Annotated in this window: 18 protein-coding genes; 7 read left to right on the forward strand and 11 right to left on the reverse strand. The window is 44.0% G+C overall.

Annotated elements, in window-relative coordinates; genetic code table 11:
* Nucleotides 1–462, reverse strand: coding sequence for a division/cell wall cluster transcriptional repressor MraZ (gene mraZ, locus H6849_03745; protein ID USO01185.1), 462 nt, complete (start codon nucleotides 460–462; stop codon nucleotides 1–3).
* Nucleotides 463–828: 366 nt separating this feature from the next.
* Here mraZ and H6849_03750 point away from each other — a divergent pair, with 366 nt between their 5' ends.
* Nucleotides 829–1,281, forward strand: coding sequence for a GNAT family N-acetyltransferase (locus H6849_03750; GenBank protein USO01186.1), 453 nt, complete (start codon nucleotides 829–831; stop codon nucleotides 1,279–1,281).
* A 40-nt stretch (nucleotides 1,282–1,321) separates the two neighbouring features.
* Here the strand turns inward: H6849_03750 and H6849_03755 are convergent, their stop codons facing one another.
* Nucleotides 1,322–1,960, reverse strand: coding sequence for an alternative oxidase (locus H6849_03755; protein USO01187.1), 639 nt, complete (start codon nucleotides 1,958–1,960; stop codon nucleotides 1,322–1,324).
* Nucleotides 1,961–2,204: 244 nt separating this feature from the next.
* Here H6849_03755 and H6849_03760 point away from each other — a divergent pair, with 244 nt between their 5' ends.
* Entirely contained in the window at nucleotides 2,205–3,473 is a 1,269-nt protein-coding gene (locus H6849_03760; GenBank protein ID USO01188.1) for an MFS transporter, read from the forward strand.
* Nucleotides 3,474–3,508: 35 nt separating this feature from the next.
* Nucleotides 3,509–4,837, forward strand: a complete 1,329-nt coding sequence (locus tag H6849_03765; GenBank protein USO01189.1) for an MFS transporter — start codon at nucleotides 3,509–3,511, stop codon at nucleotides 4,835–4,837.
* Nucleotides 4,838–4,956: 119 nt separating this feature from the next.
* On the opposite strand, the gene H6849_03770 is transcribed toward H6849_03765, so the two are convergent.
* Genes H6849_03770 through H6849_03780 form a run of 3 tightly spaced genes read right to left on the reverse strand, consistent with a single transcriptional unit; the run spans nucleotide 4,957 to nucleotide 8,478 of the window.
* Nucleotides 4,957–5,448 (reverse strand): MGMT family protein, encoded by a 492-nt coding sequence (locus tag H6849_03770; GenBank protein ID USO01190.1) that lies wholly within the window; start codon nucleotides 5,446–5,448, stop codon nucleotides 4,957–4,959.
* A 25-nt stretch (nucleotides 5,449–5,473) separates the two neighbouring features.
* A complete protein-coding gene (gene asnB / locus H6849_03775) occupies nucleotides 5,474–7,351 on the reverse strand; it encodes an asparagine synthase (glutamine-hydrolyzing) (protein ID USO01191.1) in 1,878 nt (625 codons plus the stop codon).
* A gap of 11 nt (nucleotides 7,352–7,362) precedes the next feature.
* Nucleotides 7,363–8,478, reverse strand: a complete 1,116-nt coding sequence (locus H6849_03780) for a glycosyltransferase (protein ID USO01192.1) — start codon at nucleotides 8,476–8,478, stop codon at nucleotides 7,363–7,365.
* Nucleotides 8,479–8,926: 448 nt separating this feature from the next.
* Between H6849_03780 and H6849_03785 the strand changes: the two genes are divergently transcribed.
* Entirely contained in the window at nucleotides 8,927–9,952 is a 1,026-nt protein-coding gene (locus tag H6849_03785) for a hypothetical protein (protein USO01193.1), read from the forward strand.
* A 50-nt stretch (nucleotides 9,953–10,002) separates the two neighbouring features.
* On the opposite strand, the gene accC is transcribed toward H6849_03785, so the two are convergent.
* The 3 genes from accC to H6849_03800 are packed head-to-tail and all read right to left on the reverse strand — an operon-like array spanning nucleotide 10,003 to nucleotide 12,503.
* Nucleotides 10,003–11,346, reverse strand: a complete 1,344-nt coding sequence (gene accC, locus H6849_03790; protein ID USO01194.1) for an acetyl-CoA carboxylase biotin carboxylase subunit — start codon at nucleotides 11,344–11,346, stop codon at nucleotides 10,003–10,005.
* Nucleotides 11,347–11,358: 12 nt separating this feature from the next.
* Nucleotides 11,359–11,892: an acetyl-CoA carboxylase, biotin carboxyl carrier protein gene (locus H6849_03795; GenBank protein USO01195.1), complete on the reverse strand. Its 534-nt coding sequence runs from the start codon at nucleotides 11,890–11,892 to the stop codon at nucleotides 11,359–11,361.
* 50 nt (nucleotides 11,893–11,942) lie between these two features.
* Entirely contained in the window at nucleotides 11,943–12,503 is a 561-nt protein-coding gene (locus H6849_03800; GenBank protein ID USO01196.1) for an NAD(P)H-dependent oxidoreductase, read from the reverse strand.
* 363 nt (nucleotides 12,504–12,866) lie between these two features.
* On the opposite strand from H6849_03800, the gene H6849_03805 reads away from it, so the two are divergent.
* The 3 genes from H6849_03805 to H6849_03815 all read left to right on the forward strand — a co-directional run bounded on the left by H6849_03805 (nucleotide 12,867) and on the right by H6849_03815 (nucleotide 16,784).
* A complete protein-coding gene (locus H6849_03805; GenBank protein USO01197.1) occupies nucleotides 12,867–14,387 on the forward strand; it encodes a hypothetical protein in 1,521 nt (506 codons plus the stop codon).
* 177 nt (nucleotides 14,388–14,564) lie between these two features.
* A complete protein-coding gene (locus tag H6849_03810) occupies nucleotides 14,565–15,761 on the forward strand; it encodes an MFS transporter (GenBank protein USO01198.1) in 1,197 nt (398 codons plus the stop codon).
* A gap of 12 nt (nucleotides 15,762–15,773) precedes the next feature.
* The gene (locus H6849_03815; GenBank protein USO01199.1) at nucleotides 15,774–16,784 is read left to right on the forward strand and encodes an NAD(P)/FAD-dependent oxidoreductase; all 1,011 of its coding nucleotides are present in this window, start codon (nucleotides 15,774–15,776) and stop codon (nucleotides 16,782–16,784) included.
* A 93-nt stretch (nucleotides 16,785–16,877) separates the two neighbouring features.
* Here the strand turns inward: H6849_03815 and H6849_03820 are convergent, their stop codons facing one another.
* From H6849_03820 to H6849_03830, 3 genes are read right to left on the reverse strand one after another with little or no spacing between them, the layout of a single operon-like run.
* Nucleotides 16,878–17,054, reverse strand: a complete 177-nt coding sequence (locus H6849_03820) for a hypothetical protein (GenBank protein ID USO01200.1) — start codon at nucleotides 17,052–17,054, stop codon at nucleotides 16,878–16,880.
* Nucleotides 17,055–17,060: 6 nt separating this feature from the next.
* Entirely contained in the window at nucleotides 17,061–18,353 is a 1,293-nt protein-coding gene (locus H6849_03825; GenBank protein ID USO01201.1) for a citrate synthase, read from the reverse strand.
* Between the two features lie 26 nt (nucleotides 18,354–18,379).
* Nucleotides 18,380–19,780, reverse strand: coding sequence for a glutamate--tRNA ligase (locus H6849_03830; protein ID USO01202.1), 1,401 nt, complete (start codon nucleotides 19,778–19,780; stop codon nucleotides 18,380–18,382).
* Nucleotides 19,781–19,829 lie beyond the last annotated feature (49 nt).

A 19,829-nucleotide genomic window follows, 5' to 3' on the forward strand; every position in this document is an offset into this window, starting at 1 on the left:
TTAGGCCTTTTGCGTGTCGGATAGCTTTAACGTTGGTTTTTCTATTTTCATCCGGTTGCGCGCATTGGCTTGTGTGTGCGCAAAGACATCTGGATGCCAGAGTTGAAACGTTGCTCCCCGACCTACAAAGGCCACATGCGTATCAAGTCCCGCGTGCTCGATGAGCTCCTGCGGGAGAGTGATGCGCCCATCACTGTCTATTGGTAATTGATGGGCGTCTGCAAAAATCGCGGACGCCATGTCTTCTTGTGAATCTGAGAATAAATCCATGGAATCAATACTTTGGCTCATGCGCTCCATACGTGACATGGTGCAGCCCTCAATAGACGCGTGCTTGTATGAACGAAAGAGAATTAATCCTTGAAAACTTTCCGCTGAAAGAGTTGCGCGAAACTGGGCCGGAACGGAAATACGCGCTTTTTTGTCGAGCTTATTGACGTATGTGGAAAGAAAAAGAGCCATTTGTTTCGCAAGCGTTGAAGTTATTCACAGTGAGTTTTTGAAGCACTTTAATGGTAATAAGTGCCTATTTATGGGATATCATGGGATAGTATGGGTGTCAACGGGAAAACCTGGAATTTGGACTATGCACAGACTTATCCACAACCCGATACTGCCACCAAAACCCCTATAAAACAGGGGTTTTGATAAAAATGTCACACACGTAACAATATTAATGCCATCCAAGTAATTAATAAGTATTAAAAATTGATTAAAATTTTATATAATCAACTATATACTGTTTAAAAACACCTAATAAACGAATCTTTGATGCAGAAATGCGTAAATATCCATATTTAGGCCATATCTATACTAGAAAGGGAACGTATGACATACACGCACCGTCCTCTTATTTTAACGGACAGGATCGTTCTAAAAGATCTTCTGTTGGACCTTGGTTATCCTCAAACAGAGGAATCTCTCACAACCATTATGCAAACATACACAAATGAGAGGGAGTATTACGCTTATGTAGCTATGAGTGAAGGCATTGTATGTGGAGTCATTGCATGGCACATGCGCCGGCTATTTGTTAATGCGCGTCTAAAAGTAAGCATTGAGGGTCTTGTTGTTAATCCTCGCATGCATAGGCGTGGTGTCGGTCAGTACCTTATGGGGATTGTAGAAGTTTTTGCCCGGAATGAGGGCGTTTGGGTGATTGATTTGACCTCAGGAAGGTATCGCGCCTCCTCAGGCGCCCATGCATTTTATCAAAGTCTGGGGTATGACAACACGGGCATGGGGGAAAAGATTTATCTCCGTAAGATCATAAAGCAATAGGCCATTGGTCTGTTGCTGCCCTGATAGTACTACCCTGGTGCTATGAGTGCTCTTTAGCTGTCAGCTGATTAGCAAAAGAATGGTTTACATCTCGGTGATTTTCTTCATCCGCACGCACAGCCAAAACCAGCTCACGCAGACGCGCCCCTTTGGGTAATCCCCAGTACGCGACAGCAATAGCAGGAGCAAGGGTGTTTGGAATTTGCCCACTATCTATTTCATGGAGATACTGTGTGTATGAAATAACAGCTTCTTCTTCAAGGTAGCCAACAATGCGGTGTGCTGTGCGCTCGGAGACAATATACAGGATGAAGTATGCTGTAAAAAAGAAAAATTGGACAAGGATGATCAAAAGGCGCTCAAACCAGGAAGGTTGAGCAATCTCAATGAATGTCATCAGATGCATGCGTTCATTTTCTGCTTCACTTAGTAAGATTTTAATCCAGCCGTTGTCATCGGCACACCGTCGTAAACTTTTGAGGTGTTGAAACATTCCCCCCACCATGCCTGGAACGGCTGCGACTGTTTCAAGAACAACAGCCCTATGACCGTAACGTTTTTTAAAAAATGTGTCTGCACAAAAACGCAACATTTGCACAACCCAATACGCAAAAGAATCGCAGAAGCCCTGGCGCGGGTGGGAGGATTTCTGTTTCTTTGTGGGAAGAGATTTTTTCATTTTTTACCTCAACTTTGCGAAATGACCTATCTACTCTATGAATAAGGATAGAAATTAACGCAGATAAACACAAGAAAATAGTCAACCATGTGTTGGATTCTGCTGTTTTGTGCAGGCAGGCGTATGATTTAAAGATTATAAAAAAAATAATTTAACAAATAAATAAAAACAAATAAGTATCACTTGTCTCTTCAAAAAAATCTTTTTCCTGTTAGTCTGCAGGAAATTCGAAAGAATACGATCTATGACTAAACGGTTAACTTTTTCTACATTTACAGCCTGGCTCAGCCTAAGTCTTTTTTTTCTGTATGTTTATGTGTTGCGCGTCAGTTCAGGCATGATGTTTGTTCAGCTGCGTTCAGAGTTTTGTATGACAGCAGGACAGTTCGGTATTTTTGGGGCCTGTTATTTTTATGCATACGCTCTTGCGCAGGTTCCTATGGGAGTTCTATTGGATCGCTTAGGTATTCGCTGGGTGGTTCTTTTTTCACTGATTCTGACTCTTATGTCGACGATTATTTTTGCCTATGCCGATACACTCTGGTTGGTTTACGGCAGCCGCGCGTTATTGGGTCTTGGATCGGCAGCCGTGTTGATGTCGTGCCTCAAGTATGTTTCTGATACGATGCCTGAAAAGTACTTGGGAACATTCATGGGGTTGAGTTTAGGTGTTGGGGTCATGGGTGCTTTGGGAGCAGGGAGTAATATTCCGGATTTTTTAGAGCTGTACTCATGGCGTTCTGTGCTTATGATGGTGGCATATGGAGGAATCCCTCTGTTTGCTTTGCTCATGATAGTCATTCCAGCCAAGAAATCCCCACACGGGGGAACCCCAACCGAACCTTTTAATCTGCGGGCGATTATTAGTGTTGTGTGGGCAGTCATTACGCATCGCCACATTATGCTATATGGTTTTTTGTCAATTGGGGTTTACACACCTTTGGCTGTTTTGGCAGATTTGTGGGGCCCTGCTTATTTCACGATCAAGTTCGATTGGACGGCTGATCAAGCAGCTAAAGCAGCGACACGCATGTATGCAGGGCTCATGCTTGGCAGCATCGTTTTACCCTGGATTAGTCGCATACTTCATGACTATAACAGGGTGATTCAGTTTTCTACATTTGGGATTTTCTTTTTGATGATAAGTATCCTGTACATCCCGAATATTTCAGCCATTACTTTTGCTGCAGGACTTGTTGGTATTGGCATACTGTGTGGTGCGGAAATGCTTTGTTTTACAGGAGCCACGCACTATACAACTGGGAAAACTTCAGGAACAACCATTGGGATTGTGAATACGTTTAATATGCTGGGTGGAGCCATATTGAGCCAACTGATAGGAAAAATTCTTGACTGTAGTTGGGGTGGAGGGATGATTGGCAATATACGCGTCTATACAGTCGCGGACTATACAACAGCACTTGTTGTAATCATTTGTGCAGTTGCTGGGTGTGCAGTGGGGACCTTCTTTTTGCAGAAACCCGGGGCCCCTGGAGCTGACTGTGTGAGGTGAACAGGGAAGAAGCCGACAGCAGAAAAAAATCCATAATGAAGAAGCTCGTGCGTGCAGTTGACGGCACTGCTATTTTAGTTTGTAATTACACTCGGTGTTCGTTGATAATTTTTGTGCAAAAAAAACACTTTTTTCCAGTATTAGCTGCCTGGATCAGTCTCAATCTTTTTTTTCTTTACATGTACGCTATTCGTGTGAGTACGGGTGCTATGTTTGCTCAACTGCGAACAGAATTTTCCATGACAGGTGAGCAGTTTGGGCTATTTGGATCATGTTATTTATACGCGTACTCCCTTGCCCAAATCCCTATGGGGATTTTATTGGATAGATTTGGGGTGCGTACAATTAGTCTTTTTTCTGTTTTTTTAACGCTTCTGGCGGTCTTTTCTCTGGCAAATGTCACGTCGCTAAATTTGGCCTATGTGAGTCGATCACTTTTGGGATTGGGTTCTGCCGCAGTAATGATGTCATGTTTGAAGTTCACATCAGATCAGTTACCGATACATCTGCGTGGTATTTTTATGGGAGCGGGCTTGAGTGTCGGTGTTGTGGGTGCGTTGAGTGCGGGAATGGGAGTTCCTGAGCTTCTCAAGGTTATGAGCTGGCGTGTGGTGCTTAATAATAGCTTGTTGATAGGTGCTCCGATTGCCTTTCTTTTGCTTACATTTGTTCCTAAAAATCTCTCTAATCAAGAGGAAAAGAAAGCAAATACCCCTGTTTTTTCTGGTGTTGGCCGACATTTGAAAGGTGTACTGACTAATCCGTCAATTATTCTGTATGGATGCATGTCTATTGGCGTATATACACCGTTGGCAACAATTGCTGACTTGTGGGGGACGGCCTTTTTATCGGCAAAATATGGATGGGATAACGCACTTGCTTCGCAAACAATTGTACAAATGTATGTGGGTTTGATCTTGGGTGCTGTTTTGCTTCCCTGTGTGAATCGGTACATTAATAATATTAATGCGATGCTACGGATGGCTATCCTTGGAATATTGATACTATTTTGTGTAATTTTGTATATTCCTGGTTTGAGCATTGGGTTCTTGGTTGGGTTCTTGGTAACAATTGGTATGTTATGCGGTGCAGAAATGATGTGTTTTAATGGTGCTTCCCAGTATGCTACACCCCAAACATCAGGGTTAATCATTGGCATAGTGAACACATTTAATATGCTGGGCAGTGGTCTTTTGAATCAAACTATTGGAAAAATGCTTGACATGAATTGGGATGGAACAATGGACAATGGATTGCGTGTGTACAGTGCTGAAAATTACACAGTTGCTTTATCGGTTTTGGTTGCCACTTCTGCGCTGTGCTTTATGATTTCCTTTTTCTTGAAAAGCCCTTCTAAAAAATAGCTTCCGCCTCCCCGATGCCGGAGTCGCACCAGGAAAAACCTTGACCGTGCAGGATAATTTTCATAACTTTATACCCGAAGCTCTCTTTCTTATAGGCGATTAGGCTATCCCCGAAGTTTTTAAGCATTTATGAATTTACCTTCATACCTTATAATATCATGCTTGATGGCTGATCCCCACCGATAACCCTGTGTTCTATCAGACATATTGTGGGATGCGCGTACCACGCGGTGACAGGGAATGAAATAACTAATGGGATTGCATCCAAGCGCAGTGCCTACGGCACGTACGGCTGTGGGCTTTCCAATGGCTTCTGCAAGCTGTCCATATGTTGTAACGGTTCCTCTTGGTACATTTTTCACTGCAGACCACACCTTTTTTTGAAACGGTGTTCCAGCAGCCGCAAGGAGCATTTTTTTGATGTCACTGAGGGAACAGTTCTTTGGTGTGGGCGAATCTGTCCTATGTGTCTGTTTATGAAAAGCCCTAATAACACCACTGTACTCGCCAAATCCTGCGAAAATAATATGTCCGTCGCGAGTATAAATAGTGTGAAGGGGGGACTGCGTTTCTGGCACTGTGTTTGTTGTAATAAAGTAGTTTTCTGTCATCGTACAAATCCTCTTAGGGGGGCAATCAGTGGTGGCTTTTATGCCAAGAAACAAAACTCAGTATATTCCAAAGGCGGTAGGGATTATTTACAGCACCAGAAACATGCTGGTCGAAAGTATTCATGAGTCTATCATGGTGAAAATATAACTTTGCCGTATCACTCGTGAGTAAATCCCGACTCCATGCGTGAAGGTCATTTTTCAACCATTCTCCCATTGGCACACCAAATCCCATTTTAGGTCGCTCAATCAAATGCTTGGGTATATAGTGCGCAAGAATATCCCGCAAAATTCTTTTACTTCCCCCAGCCTGGCGCTTATAAGTCTGAGGTAATGTCCACGCGTACTCTACCAGTCGATGATCCAGAAGAGGAATGCGTGACTCTAAAGAAACAGCCATACTCGCGCGATCAACTTTGGTTAAGATATCACCAGGCAAGTACTGTAGCGTATCGGCTATCATAAAACTAGGAATAAGATCGTTGTGTTGCTTTTGTTCATACATAGAATGATAGGAAGATATCCACTCAGGAGATAGAATTTCCCCCACCACCCATTGTTGGACTAAATGAAGCGGCAGATGTGATGGGGAGCTTCGCAAGATAAATCCCAGGCGGTTGAGTCTGGTGGCGTAAGATTTCCCCAACCATGTGGGAATAAGTGCTGTTGGTATTTTTTCAAGAAACCACCCCACAGCCTTTGGAAAGGACAGAATTTTCATATATCCAGCGATACGCTGAGCGTAGTCATAGCGGGAGTATCCACCAAAAATTTCGTCACCACCATCCCCAGAAAGTGTCACCGTGACCTGAGTTTTGGCGAGCTTTGAAACCAGAAATGTGGGGATTGCGGATGAGTCTGAGAAAGGCTCACCATACATGCCGGGAAGGTCAGGAATTATATTGCGCGCATCCATGGATGTTACATAATGTTCGTGGTGATCTGTTCCTAAATGACGCGCAACATCGCGGGCGAAAATTGCTTCGTTGAATCCCTGTTCTTCAAATCCAATCGTGAAAGTTTTTACAGGGCTTGCAGAATACTCCTGCAAAATAGCCGTAACCAGTGAGGAGTCAATGCCCCCTGAAAGCAATGATCCTAATGGTACATCTGACATCATGCGCCCCCGGACAGCATTTTTGAGAAGTTTGTGTACCTGATTTTTTGCCTGGCTATAGGGTATGGATCCATCTGGCTCTTTATTTGCAAGGGCATGAAAATCCCAATAGGATCCACATGTAGGTTCCTTTCCTAAAGAATAGGTAAGAATTTCCCCTGGATTAAGCTTGAAGACGCCTGTGTAAATACTGAGTGGTTCTGGTACGTAACCAAGTGTGAGATAGGCATTCAGTGCTTGGGGATTAATGGTTGTTTCGTAAAGGCCTGTACGCATGAGTGCGCTGATCTCAGAAGAAAAACCAAACATGCCATCACGGTAGGCCCAATAGAGAGGCTTGACACCCAAGCGATCACGCACACATGCCAGTGTTCGTGTGTGGGTATCCCACAACGCAAAGGCAAACTCACCCACAAGCCGTTTGGTTGCTTCAACCACTCCCCATTGGACGCACGCTTGTACGATTACTTCTGTATCTGAGTGACCGCGGAAGGTATGCCCTTTTTTGCTAAGCTCCATACGGAGCTCATTAGCGATGTACATTTCTCCGTTATAGCAGAGGATATAGCGTCCACACTGAGAAGCCATTGGTTGGTTTCCGGCAGGACTAAGGTCGACGATTGCTAGGCGCCTGTGGCATAATCCTCCTTGGAGATTTTCATCAAGCCATGTGTCATGACTATCGGGTCCTCGGTGAAGTAAGGTCTCTGACATGATTCCCAGGGCATCCTTGAGGCGGTTGGGTGTCAGTTTATGGGGTGCAAAAACACCGGCAATGCCACACATCAAAAAAATCCTTAACTTCTGAGTATTTGTTGTAACACATGCTCTGTGCGTTTCACCAGTCGTTCACATGTAAAATTATCAGTAATATGATTACGGCATTGGTTTCGTATGTTTTCTTTATCACCCTGTATGCGCTTTACAAGAAGGGTGATCGCGTTGACAACACTAAGTGTGGTGGAAGGGTTAAACGTTTCTCCATGCGCACCAATAATTGCAGAAGCGTCTCCTACTTGTGCGCTTGCGCAGGGAACTCCGCATGCCATTGCTTCACACAGTGTGTTGGGAAACCCTTCTGCAACCGAAGTGAGGACATGTATATCAAGAGAGCGATAGATAGCAACAGGATTTGTGATGTGCGGATAAAAGTGGAATACGGAAGATAGCCCCTGGGACTCAACCATTTTCTCCAATTTTTCTTTGTAGTCTTTGTCACCTGACCCCACGAGCACAAAACGCACAGTTGAGTTTGCACGTGATACGTGAGCGGCAGCTGCAATGAAACGCTCAATGTTTTTGATTCGTTGAACACGTGTCACCATTCCTATAAGAATATTTTCGTGAGAAATTCCCAAGCTTTGCCGGAACTGACTATGTCCCGGGCAAAAAAAATCTGTATCAATGCCATTGGGAATAATCTCTTGCGGCGCTCTGTATCCCCGTGTGTGCAGATTCTTTTGTCCTGTGTGTGAGTTGACAATAATGCGATGAGGAACCTGCGATAAAAGACGCTCAAGACTTGCAATGGTTCGTGTTTTTAGGCTATAGCCACCCCAGGTTGCCAAAGAATCACGGATTCCCCATACCAACTTATGCTTCGGAATGAATGGTTTCAGCGCCGCCATGAGCACATTGCTCAAGGGGAGGTAGCTATGAATAATGTGAGGTCTTAGTCTGTAGAAGAGGCTGACTAATGAGGGGATACCAAAGGCCATCTCTCTTCCCCCATGGATGCTTAGGGAGTGATAGTGCAGACCACTTTCACACGCCAGGGGGTTTTCTTTATCAAGAGGTTTTAGGCTGACGATATGAATATCGTGCTTGCGTTGGCGCAGTCCTTTAGCAAGATTGATGAGTTGGCGCTCTGCTCCTCCACAGGCCAAGCTACCAATAACAAAACATATCCGCATAACTACACTGCTTCAATCGTAGATACACCATACGCATCTTTGGAGTAAATCGCAATAATGCCTATTTAAACGAAGAAAGACGCCCCTGAAGCAAACGCAAGACATAAAGCGCCAACAAGCAGGCGAATAACTTCGGCTAAATACATTCTTCGTTTCCTTTTTCTATAATCTATTCATATCCCGAAATTATTAGCAAAACCTTAAAAACAATCCCAATATCCCTTTAATTACAGAATTTTTCAAAACATATTCAATGCGATCAAAAAACTACGTTGTTTCGCTCCACATGCCCCACAATGCTGGTATAAAAAAGAAGTGTAGATACGCAATACAATTGCGCAGATACTGTGGTGAAAAACACGGATACTGTGTATTTTTTGTGTATAAAAAACTATTGTTTATTTACTTCAATTACGTATTATTCTAATATGTGATAATAAATATAAAAATGAAATCATGCTACATTCTAACGCTTCTTTTTGTTACTCACTTAGCGCTACAGGCTTCCTCGGCGCTTAGAAGTGAAGAGGAGGAATCCTCTTATGATCGATCACCAAGGGCAATACACTCTGACTCTGAAGCATTTTTTTCTGACCCCAGTGATAGTTCCTCTGGTGCGGAGGAACTATCTGAGCGGGCGTGCATGGAAAGAATTGACTCCCCTGATTTCCCTGGCAATCTGGGTTTATCGGAAAAAGCATGGCTGATTGAAAAACTTTTTTATCTCCCAGAACATGATAAAGGACCTTGGCTTCAGGCCATAGAAAGAGTGTATGCTGATGATTTTCCTGGTTCTTTGAGTCTGCACGAAAAGAACACAATAGCTCACCGTCTTGCTCTGTGTATTGTGAGCCGCTGTGAGCCCTATGAGTCTATGAGAGCTCGTCTGGATTGCTTGGTAAGAATTTATGCAAAAGATTTTCTTCCTCACTTCACCGCGCAACAAAAAAACACCTTGATCCACAATACGCTAGGGCTTCCAGGAGCAACGCAAGAGGGATATCGCTCGTGGCTCTCGTGGCAGCAAGATTTTTATGCCGAAAACTCTTCTTGGGGTTTGGGTCCAGAAGGGCAATTAGAGGTTATCAGGTGTATTACGCACACCACTATGTACTGTAAGATAGAGCACGTGCTTCCTTGCCTCAAAATTATGAGTGCTCCTGATTTTTTACCCTATCTGACGCTGCATGAAAAACTGGCAGAACATCAAGGACTAAGAGTACTCAAAGTGCTTCATGAGGCATCAAAAATATCACCTGTTTTTTTGCGCTTTCTTACGAAGCACAGGTCATTTTTATTTAAGCCTATGCGAAACTCAGCCGAAGCAGTTGATTTTATTCGAACTCTCATGTTTTGTTACGATACTGTCGTCAGCCCAGTACTTATAACACCACAAAATCCAACGGGCAGAGTATTTTCTCGACCAGAGATATGGCCAACGCTCATTGAGTACCTTGGCGGTACACAAAGGTAGATGAGAATAACGCAGGTTTTTTTTGTTTTTATTAAGAATGCTTTATTTCTCTACTCAGGCTTTGCCAAGTACCGTTCAAGCCAGTGAATATCAAAGGCACCCTCAGCAATATTGCTATTGTGTGCGAGGCGTTTGTGTAGGGGAATATTTGTTTTGATTCCTGTAATCACGAATTCCTCTAGGGCACGCTGGAGTCGGGCAAGACATTCGGCACGGGTTTCTCCGTAGACAATGATCTTGCCCACAAGGCTGTCATAGGTCGGCGGAACTTTGTATCCGGCATATAAGTGACTGTCGACCCGCACATGCATGCCTCCGGGAGGGTGATATTTTTCAACCAGGCCAGGAGAGGGCATAAATGTTTCGGGATCTTCCGCATTAATGCGACATTCAATAGCGTGGCCAGAAAAGCGAATATCTGATTGTTTGAAACGTAGTTTTTCACCTGCAGCTACACGAATTTGCTCACGAATGAGGTCAATTCCTGTAATCATTTCCGTGATGGGATGTTCCACTTGAATGCGTGTGTTCATCTCAATAAAGTAAAACTGACCCTCTTCATACAAAAACTCAAAGGTTCCAACCCCTCTGTAACCAAGCTTTTGCACCGCACGTGTAACCACTTTTCCTAGTTTATAACGCTCTTTTTCTGTAAGAGAAAATCCAGGTGCTTCCTCCCAAATTTTTTGATGACGCCGTTGAATAGAACAGTCACGTTCACCTAAGTGCACAACATTTCCATAATTATCAGCGAGTACCTGCACTTCAATGTGCCGAGGTTTTGTCAGATACTTTTCCATAAATACGGTGTCATCACCAAAATTGGATTTTGCTTCGGATCGTGCGATACGCAAGGCGTGAGGAATGTCCTTTTCGCTATACACGATCTGCATCCCTTTTCCGCCACCACCGCTGGACGCTTTGATAAGAATTGGAAAACCAATACTACGTGCGTACTGTAGTGCAGCTTGATCATCCCGCACCGCTCCGGCAGATCCTGGCACAACAGGTACACCGAATTTCTCGAGCGTTTGTTTAGCCGTTACCTTATCACCCATAACCTTGATATGCGTAGGAGAGGGACCGATAAATATAAGATCATGTTCCTCGACCATGCTGGCAAAGGTATCATTCTCAGACAAAAACCCAACGCCTGGATGAATGGCTTGTGCTCCTGAAATAACCGCTGCTGAGATAATAGACTGCATATTTAAATAGCTGTCACGGGAAGGTGCCGGGCCAATGCATATAGACTCATCAGCGAGGCGGACGGGTTTGCTTTCTGCATCGATGGTAGAGTGTGCAATGATCGTTCGCACACCCATTTCCTTGCAGGCACGAATGATCCGAAGAGCAATTTCACCGCGATTAGCAATCAAAATCTTGTGAAACATATATCCCTCTGCTTATCCAATAGAAACCAAAGGTTGATCAAACTCAACAGGATCTTCGTTGTTTATAAGAATTGCTTTTACAACACCATCTTTGGTACTACGAATCGGATTCATGACCTTCATAGCTTCAATAATCACAAGAGTATCCCCTTTTTTAACCCTCGCCCCTACTGCAATAAAGTTTTTTTCACCGGGCGTGGGGGCCATGTACGCGACACCAACCATGGGAGATTTCACAATCTCATCAGACTGTTGCTGTGAAGAAGGAGAGGGATTTTCTGGGGCGATAGTTTCTGTTTGTGCACCGACAGGAAAAAAATTCCCCGCTGGCACGGGTGCTGAATGACCCTGATAGGTGTGGCGGCACACGCGCACCCGTCCAATACCTGGATTTTCAAATTCAATCTCGGTAAGTTTTGTATCGTCTAAAACCTTTGCGAGGTCCCGAATAATATCTGTGTAAGAAGATTTTTCATGAGAGGGTGTTACTTTATTAAGGGCTTCTTTCTTGGGTGCGGGGGATGCATTATGAGACTTTGTTGCCATGTAAATAACCAAAAACTAACCACTGTAATCTGAAACTTACCCTCAAACGTCTAGGATTGCAATTTTTCAATTGGGATTAGAGCCTGAAGGGCTAATTTTAGTTTTTGATTAAGAGTGGCGTTCGTTAGTTTGCCAGATTGATTGTCAAAATTATCATTAAAGCTACCGATAGAAAGCGTAGATTTGACGATTGCTCCAAAAAATGGTGCCGATTCCTGAGCGATCCTCATCACGCTTGACCCCCCTTTTATTCCAACAGAAGCAGATAATATTACCATGGGCTTGTCTTGAAAAACACGCATATTGATGCGTGATATCCAGTCAAGAATATTTTTGAATGCCGTCGTATAGCACCCATTATGCTCAGCATAAGAAATGATCAGAGCATCGGAAGCGCCAATCGTATCAAAGAAACGATGTGCAAGAGCGGGAATTCCACTGTCTTGTTCCCGATCGATGCTGTAAATTGGCATTTCAAAATCATTCAAGTCGATAATTTCAATATCTGCGCCTTGTAAAATTTCACTTTTTATAAGAGCCGAAGCATAGTGAATAAGCTGATTATTAAGGGATTTTTTGCTATTGGTGGCAGCGAACGCTACAATTTTCATTGTTCTCTCTCTTTCTTGAGGGTTTATTCTGTTGCGCAATGAACCCCTTTTTCAAACAATACTGTATGAATTCTCAGTCATGCAATACCCCATACTTATTATAGTGAAAAAAACTTTTCTGTGGTCAATCTTCACTCTTTCCTCCACTTTATTACAGAAAATTTCTGGACGAAACTCCTCACAAATGTAAAAACTGGAATCGTCACTAAGCGAAGATGCTGGAAATTACAAAAAATAATTTTTTGATAATTACTCCCAACCTTAAACATGAGGTCTTTTACTGATATAAATTAAATTTTTATTTTTAAATAAAAATTTAATACAACTCAAATACATTAATCTGCATTAATAATTCTTAATCTTATGAAAAAGATCATTAGCGGAACGTATGTAAGCCTATTTTTTGCGGCAAATGCCACGCTATTACTATCACATGTTTGGGGGTCGGATCAGCGTGCTGCAAATCCTGAGGCCCCCGAAACAGTTGTTCCTGGGTTATCTGGGATGGGATATACGGCTCCTCCTGATTCTGGCTTATTGGAACAACCTCACGTCGATGTAGCTGCACGCCTTCTGACTCCAGATAGAAGCTCCTATGAGAGGTGGATGGATAATGTATATCATGCGCGCACTTTTTTGGGCATAGAGGCACGTGGTGCTGATGTCTCTCGGCTTGTTCGTATCCTTTCTGGATTGCCACCAGGGAGTGTTGAGGGGTGCATTGCCCACGCAGGCAGTCTAACGACAGAAGACATGACGCCATCAAATCGGGTGGAAGTTATGCGCATTCTCTCCGGTATACAGCCGCTGCATCGTGACGATTTCGTTGCCAAGATCTGGAGGCTTTATCCACGCCTGGAGAAAGAAGAGCATGTAATGCACGCTCTTCTTACAACCCATAGACTGTACTCCCCGCATGCGCAGATGAGCAATGTTGATGATTTTATTAATATGATTGAAGGTATTCGCCTCGATGGGGAAAGCCGAGAGGAGGCTATGGCTATTCTCTTAGAGCGCAGCCATGACGAACGCAAAAGCCGTGTGGCTCGTGTTTATGAGTATGTAGGTCTTTCACCATGGCATCATGGGTACGCCACCCGTGTCCTCGACATTCTTCGGTCTCCTGTTGGGCAAAATATTCTTCCTCCTCAAGAAAGACTGATAGATATGGCGGCTGACGGCATTGATGTCCATGTTTTGGGTCGAGATTCGGCTACGAAACGCGCGTATGAACTTGTTTGGGATCATCAAAGAGGTCTTACAGAAGAAGCAATAAGTACCTCCTATGGCAATTTCTTGGAAACGATGGAATTATTGGAAGAGTCACGTCAGACTATGCTTCTGCAAGCTCTTGGTCTAATGCGTGCAGTCGGTCAGTCATTTGGTGGTCTTCTTGATATTGAAGACAAGATAACCTCTTTGGATATCAATATGTCTCCACATGAATTTCTGGGGCGTCTATGGCACTTTGCCTTGCATTACCGTGACCCAAGAGGAGGAACTGTGGCAGAGCAAAAAGAAGCATTTTTGAGTGGACTGATAGATGCAATAGAGAGTGATGGCCATCGCGTTTGTGTTGCCGGACAACTTCAGCGATTAGCCGTTAGTTTGTTTCAGGGGCGCCTTCCTGGTGTGGATATTGACGGCTTAGATGCCATGCAAGTGGCAACTGAAGTAAAGTCTGTTTGTGTTACTCCTGCTGATACGGCAATAATTGTTCTTGGGGCTTGGACTGCCTATCAAGAAGGGCTTCGTCATACCGCCACAGCTGTTGACCTAGAGCGGTTTGCCCATGAGTACAGAGTGCAAAACCCCGGGATACACCCTGATTCTTTTGCGGAAACTCTTATTGAGTTGCGTGATAGGTTACATCGTGAGATGTAAACTTTCTTGAACCACTATACGCAGGAAAAGTAGATTCTGTGTCTATAGGATTTTGGGCGCCATTTTTTCACAGATTAGAACGCCAAATCCTCAAGAAAACCAAAGCTTTCAAGGTATTTCTTTGCATAATCATATACTTCTGATAGTGTTTGCTTTTGTTTTATAAAAGTTACATTAATGACTCAATCGCGCCGGTTAGAATTTCCTATTTATATTATAAGCTTTATGAGTATGCTTGTAAATATTTCGGCAAGCATCATGTTTACGGCGATGCCAACATATATGACCACAGTGTTGAAGGTCAGTCCTTTTGCCTTGGGACATATTGAAGGGGGGTTGGAGCTTGTCGCCTATTTCTTGCGTGTATTTTCGGGTGTAATCAGCGATATTTTTCGGTGTCGTAAATTTTTGCTAGTTATTGCCCTTGTGTTTATTGTTTTTTCGCGGCCGTTGCTAGCCTTCTTCCCTTTTCTGGGGATTGTGATTTTTGCCCGTGTTTTGGACCGTCTCGGCAATGGACTGCAGGCGTCGCCCCGGGAGGCCCTGATTAGTGACTACTCGAACAGGGAAACAAAAGGAGCAGCCTATGGACTGCGTAATAGCCTTGGGATGGTGGGTTCTTTGGGAGGCTCCGCCCTTTTGTGGTGGTTAATGCATAAAACAAGTGGAGACTATCAATTTATTTTTACCGTGGCTATCGTTCCTCCGGTAACTGCTCTTTTGCTGCTTCTCTTTTTTGTTAAGGATAAAAAAGAGAATCCACGGAATACTCAAGTCCGTTCACACTTTTCTTTTCATGAAATTAATAATTTACCAAAAAAATACTGGTTTATTTTAGGAGTTGCTGCCTTTTATTGTCTAGCTAATCCTGCAGGAAGCTTTTTGATTCTACATGCGCAAGAAAAAGGGTTAAATGCCTGTGATGCGCCCACAATTATGATGATGCAGAATATTCTCGCTGCCCTTATCAGCTACCCGGTGGGTCGTCTTTCAGATCGTGTGAACAGAATTCATATGTTGATGCTTTGTTCTGTGCTCATGATCGTTGCCAATATGTTTATGGCCCGTGCGGAAGGTGTTGCGATGGTTTATGTGGGGGTTGCCGTTTGGGGATTACAGTTTGGCCTGAACCAAAGTCTTTTGTTTGCGGAAATAGCCAATACTGTGCCAAAAGGTCTGCGGGGAACTGGCTTTGGTTTATTTTATTTGGTCGCAGGGGTGTTCTTATATGCCAGCAATGCAACAGCTGGATATCTTCTCCAGCATTATGGCAGTTCGTCTATTTTTATCCTTGGATCGTTTTGGGCAGTAGGGGGATTAGGGCTTCTCATTTTTATGAAACACGCTAGAATGCGTACAGAAAAAAAGCAATAGATTTAGAGATATATGCACACAACAGATGTTGTCATAATTGGAACAGGTCCTGTTGGGCTTTTCGCCATTTTTGAGTGTGGCATGATGGGCTTCCAGTGTCACGCTGTGGAGGCCTTGGATGGTATTGGAGGCCAATGTCGTGCCCTTTATCCGGAAAAACCAATCTATGATATCCCTGCCTATCCTGCAATTTTGGGGGGTGATCTTATTGATAATCTTGAGTCTCAGGCAGCTCCTTTTCGTCCTGTCTATCACCTAAATCAGCGCGTGGATGAATTGCGTAACGTGGAAGATGAATGGTACGTAAAAACATCCAAGGGTACGGAGATTAAGGCCAAAGCTGTTATTGTTGCTGCAGGGGTAGGGGCTTTTGGTCCTAATCGTCCCCCTCTTGAGGGCATTGAGCGCTACGAAGGCAAGTCCGTATTTTATTATGTAAAAAATCGCAACCAATTTGATGGCAAGCGTCTTGTGATCGCAGGTGGTGGAGACTCTGCAGTTGACTGGGCCTTGACCTTAAGCAAAACGGCGAAGTGTATATATATGGTTCATCGCCGCGATAGGTTTCGCGCAGCACCTGATTCCGTAGCGAAACTCCATGATTTAGTAGATTCAGGAAAGATTGAACTTGTGACACCATACCAGCTTAAGGGTTTGCAGGGAAATGAGGGAGTGCTATCAGGTGTCACCGTGACGGACATGGATGGAGAAACACGCACCCTTGCTGTTGATGCGCTGTTGGCATTCTTTGGACTTTCCATGAGTTTAGGGCCCATTAGTGAGTGGGGGCTAACCCTTCAAAATAAGCACATTACAGTTGATCCTCTTACCATGAAAACCAATGCAGAAGGTATATATGCTGTGGGTGATGTGGCGGATTACCCCCATAAACTTAAGCTTATTCTTTCAGGATTTAGCGAGGCCGCCCAAGCAGCTCACCAGATTCGGGCACAAATATACCCTGATAAAATCTTCCATTTTGAGCACTCCACTACCCAAGGGGTTCCTGGGGCACTTATTTAGTATTCATTAAAGAGCAGGGCCTTGTTTTTGGAAGAGAAACAGGAAAAATGCCTATGTCTCAACAATCATTATCACTTTTTCTGTCACATTTTTCTAACCGAGAAAATACATAGATCCCACAGCAGATGCTGTGAACCCTATCCAAAGAATGATTTTTCTAATACTGCTCGTGCTGCCATTGGTGTTGTCGTTGATGGCGAATCCCCATTCAGTAGCTTCGCCAGGCTTGAGAATGACAAGTTTATATGATTTTTTATTATTATCTGCCATTGTTTTTTACCTTTTTTGTATATCAATGTAGTGTCTTTTTTTAGCACCTATATATAGTTGTCGAGGTCTCCCAATTTTATGACTTTCATTACTCATTTCTAGCCAGTGTGAGGTCCATCCAACAGTACGTCCAACGGCAAACAATACTGGAAACATTTGTACGGGTATACCTATAGCTTTTAAAATGATTCCGGAATAAAAGTCAACGTTTGGAAAAAGTTTTCTTTCTATAAAATAATCATCTTCCAATGCTTGTGATTCAAGCTGAAGCGCGATGTCAAAAAGAGGAGATCCCACGCAACCCACTTCCTTGAGTACATTATGACAATCTTCACGAATAACCGCGGCTCGTGGGTCATAGTTTTTGTATACGCGATGGCCAAACCCCATAAGCCGAAAGGGATCGTTTTTATCCTTAGCCCTAGCAAGGTACTTCCCAATATTTGCGGGTGTCCCAATTTCTGTAAGCATGCGTATGACAGCTTCATTGGCGCCCCCGTGTGCTGGCCCCCATAAGCAGGCAATACCAGCAGCAATGCATCCAAATGGATTGGCTTGACTTGAGGCTGCCAGACGAACGGTGGCGGTAGAGGCGTTTTGTTCGTGATCAGCATGCAGAATTAAAATTTTATCCAGGGCGCGCGCGATAGTTGGTGAAAGGGCATAGGCCTGCGTGGGTTGGCTAAATAACATATGAAGGAAATTTTCTGCATATCCTAAGGTATTTTGAGGATAGTTGAATGGCCAACCGCATGAGTATCGATAGGCCATTGCAGCGAGTGTAGGCATCTTTGCCACCAATCGATAGCAAGCATCAAGACGGCTTTCTGAATCATTAAGGTCTACTGCCTGATGATAAAAGGCAGATAATGCACCAACAACACCAATCATAATAGCCATCGGGTGGGCGTCATGGTGAAAGCCATCATAAAACTTTACAAGCTTTTCATGAACCATTGTATGCGTGTTAATAGAACCAACAAAGGCATCATAATCCTGTGGTGTAGGAAGTTCTCCATGCAAAAGCAGATAGCTTGTTTCCAAAAAAGTTGAGTGCTTGGCCAATTCTTCAATAGGATATCCGCGGTAGAGCAATTCACCTTTATCTCCATCAATAAATGTTATGGCAGATTCGCAGCTTGCGGTAGAGGTAAAGCCGGGGTCAAATGTGAACATCCCCGTTTGTTTGTAAAATGATTGGACGTCAATAACGTCGGGGCCTAAAGTGCCTTTCCTGTGGGGTAACTGCACATGCTGGTCATCTATTAATAATAGCCCCTGACTTCTAGAATCTGGCATTTTTGCAAAAATAAAGATGACACTGTTTACAATACTAGCACATCCTGAATACGTCCCAAAGCCTCTTCTTTACCAAAAACTTCTAAGACCTCAAAAATACCTGGTGAGTGTTTTTTGCCCGTTACGCCTGCACGCAAAGCCTGAGCAAGTACACCAAACTTGATTCCTTTGTTCTCTGTATAATCCCGCAATACTTTCTCAATACCGCTCCTTTCCCACAACGAGAGAGCTGAAAGCAAAACTAAGACATCGGGGAGAAACGCTTTGCCTGATGCAATAAGAGATTCTACCTCTGGGTCAATAGTGATGGGCCGCGGGGTGATGTATACTAAGGCATGCTGTGCGAGCTCACATAAATCTTTGGCACGCTCCTGGAGTCCATGAATTCCTTTGTGTAGGAGGGACTTTTGGTCATTGCTCAAAGAGCTGCCCCAAGCTTTTTCGACGAAAGGAAGAGCGTTCTCCAGAATCTTAGGAGGAGATTGCTGGCGGATATAATGCCCATTCAGGTGAAGAAGTTTTTGCACATCAAACCGCGCAGCGGCCTTACCAATGGCGCCAACGTCAAACCAATTTATGGCTTGTGTGCGCGAAATTATTTCATCATCTCCATGTCCCCAGCCTAATTTCAGCAAATAATTGCACAGCGCTTGGGGGAGTAATCCCCTATCTTTGTAAGCCTGAACCCCTAATGCGCCGTGACGCTTTGATAACTTCGCCCCGTCAGATCCATGAATGAGGGGAATATGGGCGAATTGTGGTATAGGCCACCCCATGGCCTCATAGATATTTTTCTGCCGAAAGGCGTTTGTCAAGTGATCGTCACCACGTATAATGTGTGTGATTCCCATGTCATGATCATCAATAACAACCGACAGCATGTAGGTGGGGTTTCCATCAGCGCGAAGCAAAACAAAGTCATCGAGTTGCCGGTTATCCACACACACTTCTCCTTGAACCAAATCAGCAATGGTACTTGTTCCCACCTGAGGAGATTTAAGACGGACAACAGGGTGTACACCAGAAGGGGCTGTTGATGGATCCCGGTCGCGCCACATGCCATTATATCCTATTGGTTTTTTTGCTAAGCGTGCGGTTTCACGCATTTGTTCCAGTTCCTCGGGTGAACAATAGCAATAGTAGGCGTTGCCTGAATCAAGGAGTTCTTGAACAACCTGGCGGTGGCGTTCCGCACGTGCATATTGGTACACAGGGGGGGCGTCAGGAGGCAGGTCAAGCCATGCCAGACCCTCCAGAATGGCATCAACAGCATCTTGTGTGGAGCGTTCGCGATCTGTATCCTCAATGCGCAGAAGGTATTTCCCGCCATGGTGCTTGGCAAATAAGTAATTAAAAAGAGCGGTGCGTGCCCCTCCAATATGCAGATATCCAGTAGGTGATGGGGCAAAACGTGTAACAACTGTCATATTTTTGACCAACCCTCTTCACGTATTCTAAAAACAATTATTACGAGGG

This window comes from Alphaproteobacteria bacterium (assembly GCA_023898725.1).
Taxonomy (GTDB): Bacteria; Pseudomonadota; Alphaproteobacteria; order JAUHZC01; family JAUHZC01.

Excerpts from the sequence above, each read along its gene's own strand:
- mraZ (USO01185.1), bottom strand. The coding sequence starts at position 462 with ATGGCTCTTTTTCTTTCCACATACGTCAATAAGCTCGACAAAAAAGCG.
- H6849_03750 (USO01186.1), top strand. The coding sequence starts at position 829 with ATGACATACACGCACCGTCCTCTTATTTTAACGGACAGGATCGTTCTA.
- H6849_03755 (USO01187.1), bottom strand. The coding sequence starts at position 1,960 with ATGAAAAAATCTCTTCCCACAAAGAAACAGAAATCCTCCCACCCGCGC.
- H6849_03760 (USO01188.1), top strand. The coding sequence starts at position 2,205 with ATGACTAAACGGTTAACTTTTTCTACATTTACAGCCTGGCTCAGCCTA.
- H6849_03765 (USO01189.1), top strand. The coding sequence starts at position 3,509 with ATGAAGAAGCTCGTGCGTGCAGTTGACGGCACTGCTATTTTAGTTTGT.
- H6849_03770 (USO01190.1), bottom strand. The coding sequence starts at position 5,448 with ATGACAGAAAACTACTTTATTACAACAAACACAGTGCCAGAAACGCAG.
- asnB (USO01191.1), bottom strand. The coding sequence starts at position 7,351 with ATGTGTGGCATTGCCGGTGTTTTTGCACCCCATAAACTGACACCCAAC.
- H6849_03780 (USO01192.1), bottom strand. The coding sequence starts at position 8,478 with ATGCGGATATGTTTTGTTATTGGTAGCTTGGCCTGTGGAGGAGCAGAG.
- H6849_03785 (USO01193.1), top strand. The coding sequence starts at position 8,927 with ATGAAATCATGCTACATTCTAACGCTTCTTTTTGTTACTCACTTAGCG.
- accC (USO01194.1), bottom strand. The coding sequence starts at position 11,346 with ATGTTTCACAAGATTTTGATTGCTAATCGCGGTGAAATTGCTCTTCGG.
- H6849_03795 (USO01195.1), bottom strand. The coding sequence starts at position 11,892 with ATGGCAACAAAGTCTCATAATGCATCCCCCGCACCCAAGAAAGAAGCC.
- H6849_03800 (USO01196.1), bottom strand. The coding sequence starts at position 12,503 with ATGAAAATTGTAGCGTTCGCTGCCACCAATAGCAAAAAATCCCTTAAT.
- H6849_03805 (USO01197.1), top strand. The coding sequence starts at position 12,867 with ATGAAAAAGATCATTAGCGGAACGTATGTAAGCCTATTTTTTGCGGCA.
- H6849_03810 (USO01198.1), top strand. The coding sequence starts at position 14,565 with ATGACTCAATCGCGCCGGTTAGAATTTCCTATTTATATTATAAGCTTT.
- H6849_03815 (USO01199.1), top strand. The coding sequence starts at position 15,774 with ATGCACACAACAGATGTTGTCATAATTGGAACAGGTCCTGTTGGGCTT.
- H6849_03820 (USO01200.1), bottom strand. The coding sequence starts at position 17,054 with ATGGCAGATAATAATAAAAAATCATATAAACTTGTCATTCTCAAGCCT.
- H6849_03825 (USO01201.1), bottom strand. The coding sequence starts at position 18,353 with ATGCCAGATTCTAGAAGTCAGGGGCTATTATTAATAGATGACCAGCAT.
- H6849_03830 (USO01202.1), bottom strand. The coding sequence starts at position 19,780 with ATGACAGTTGTTACACGTTTTGCCCCATCACCTACTGGATATCTGCAT.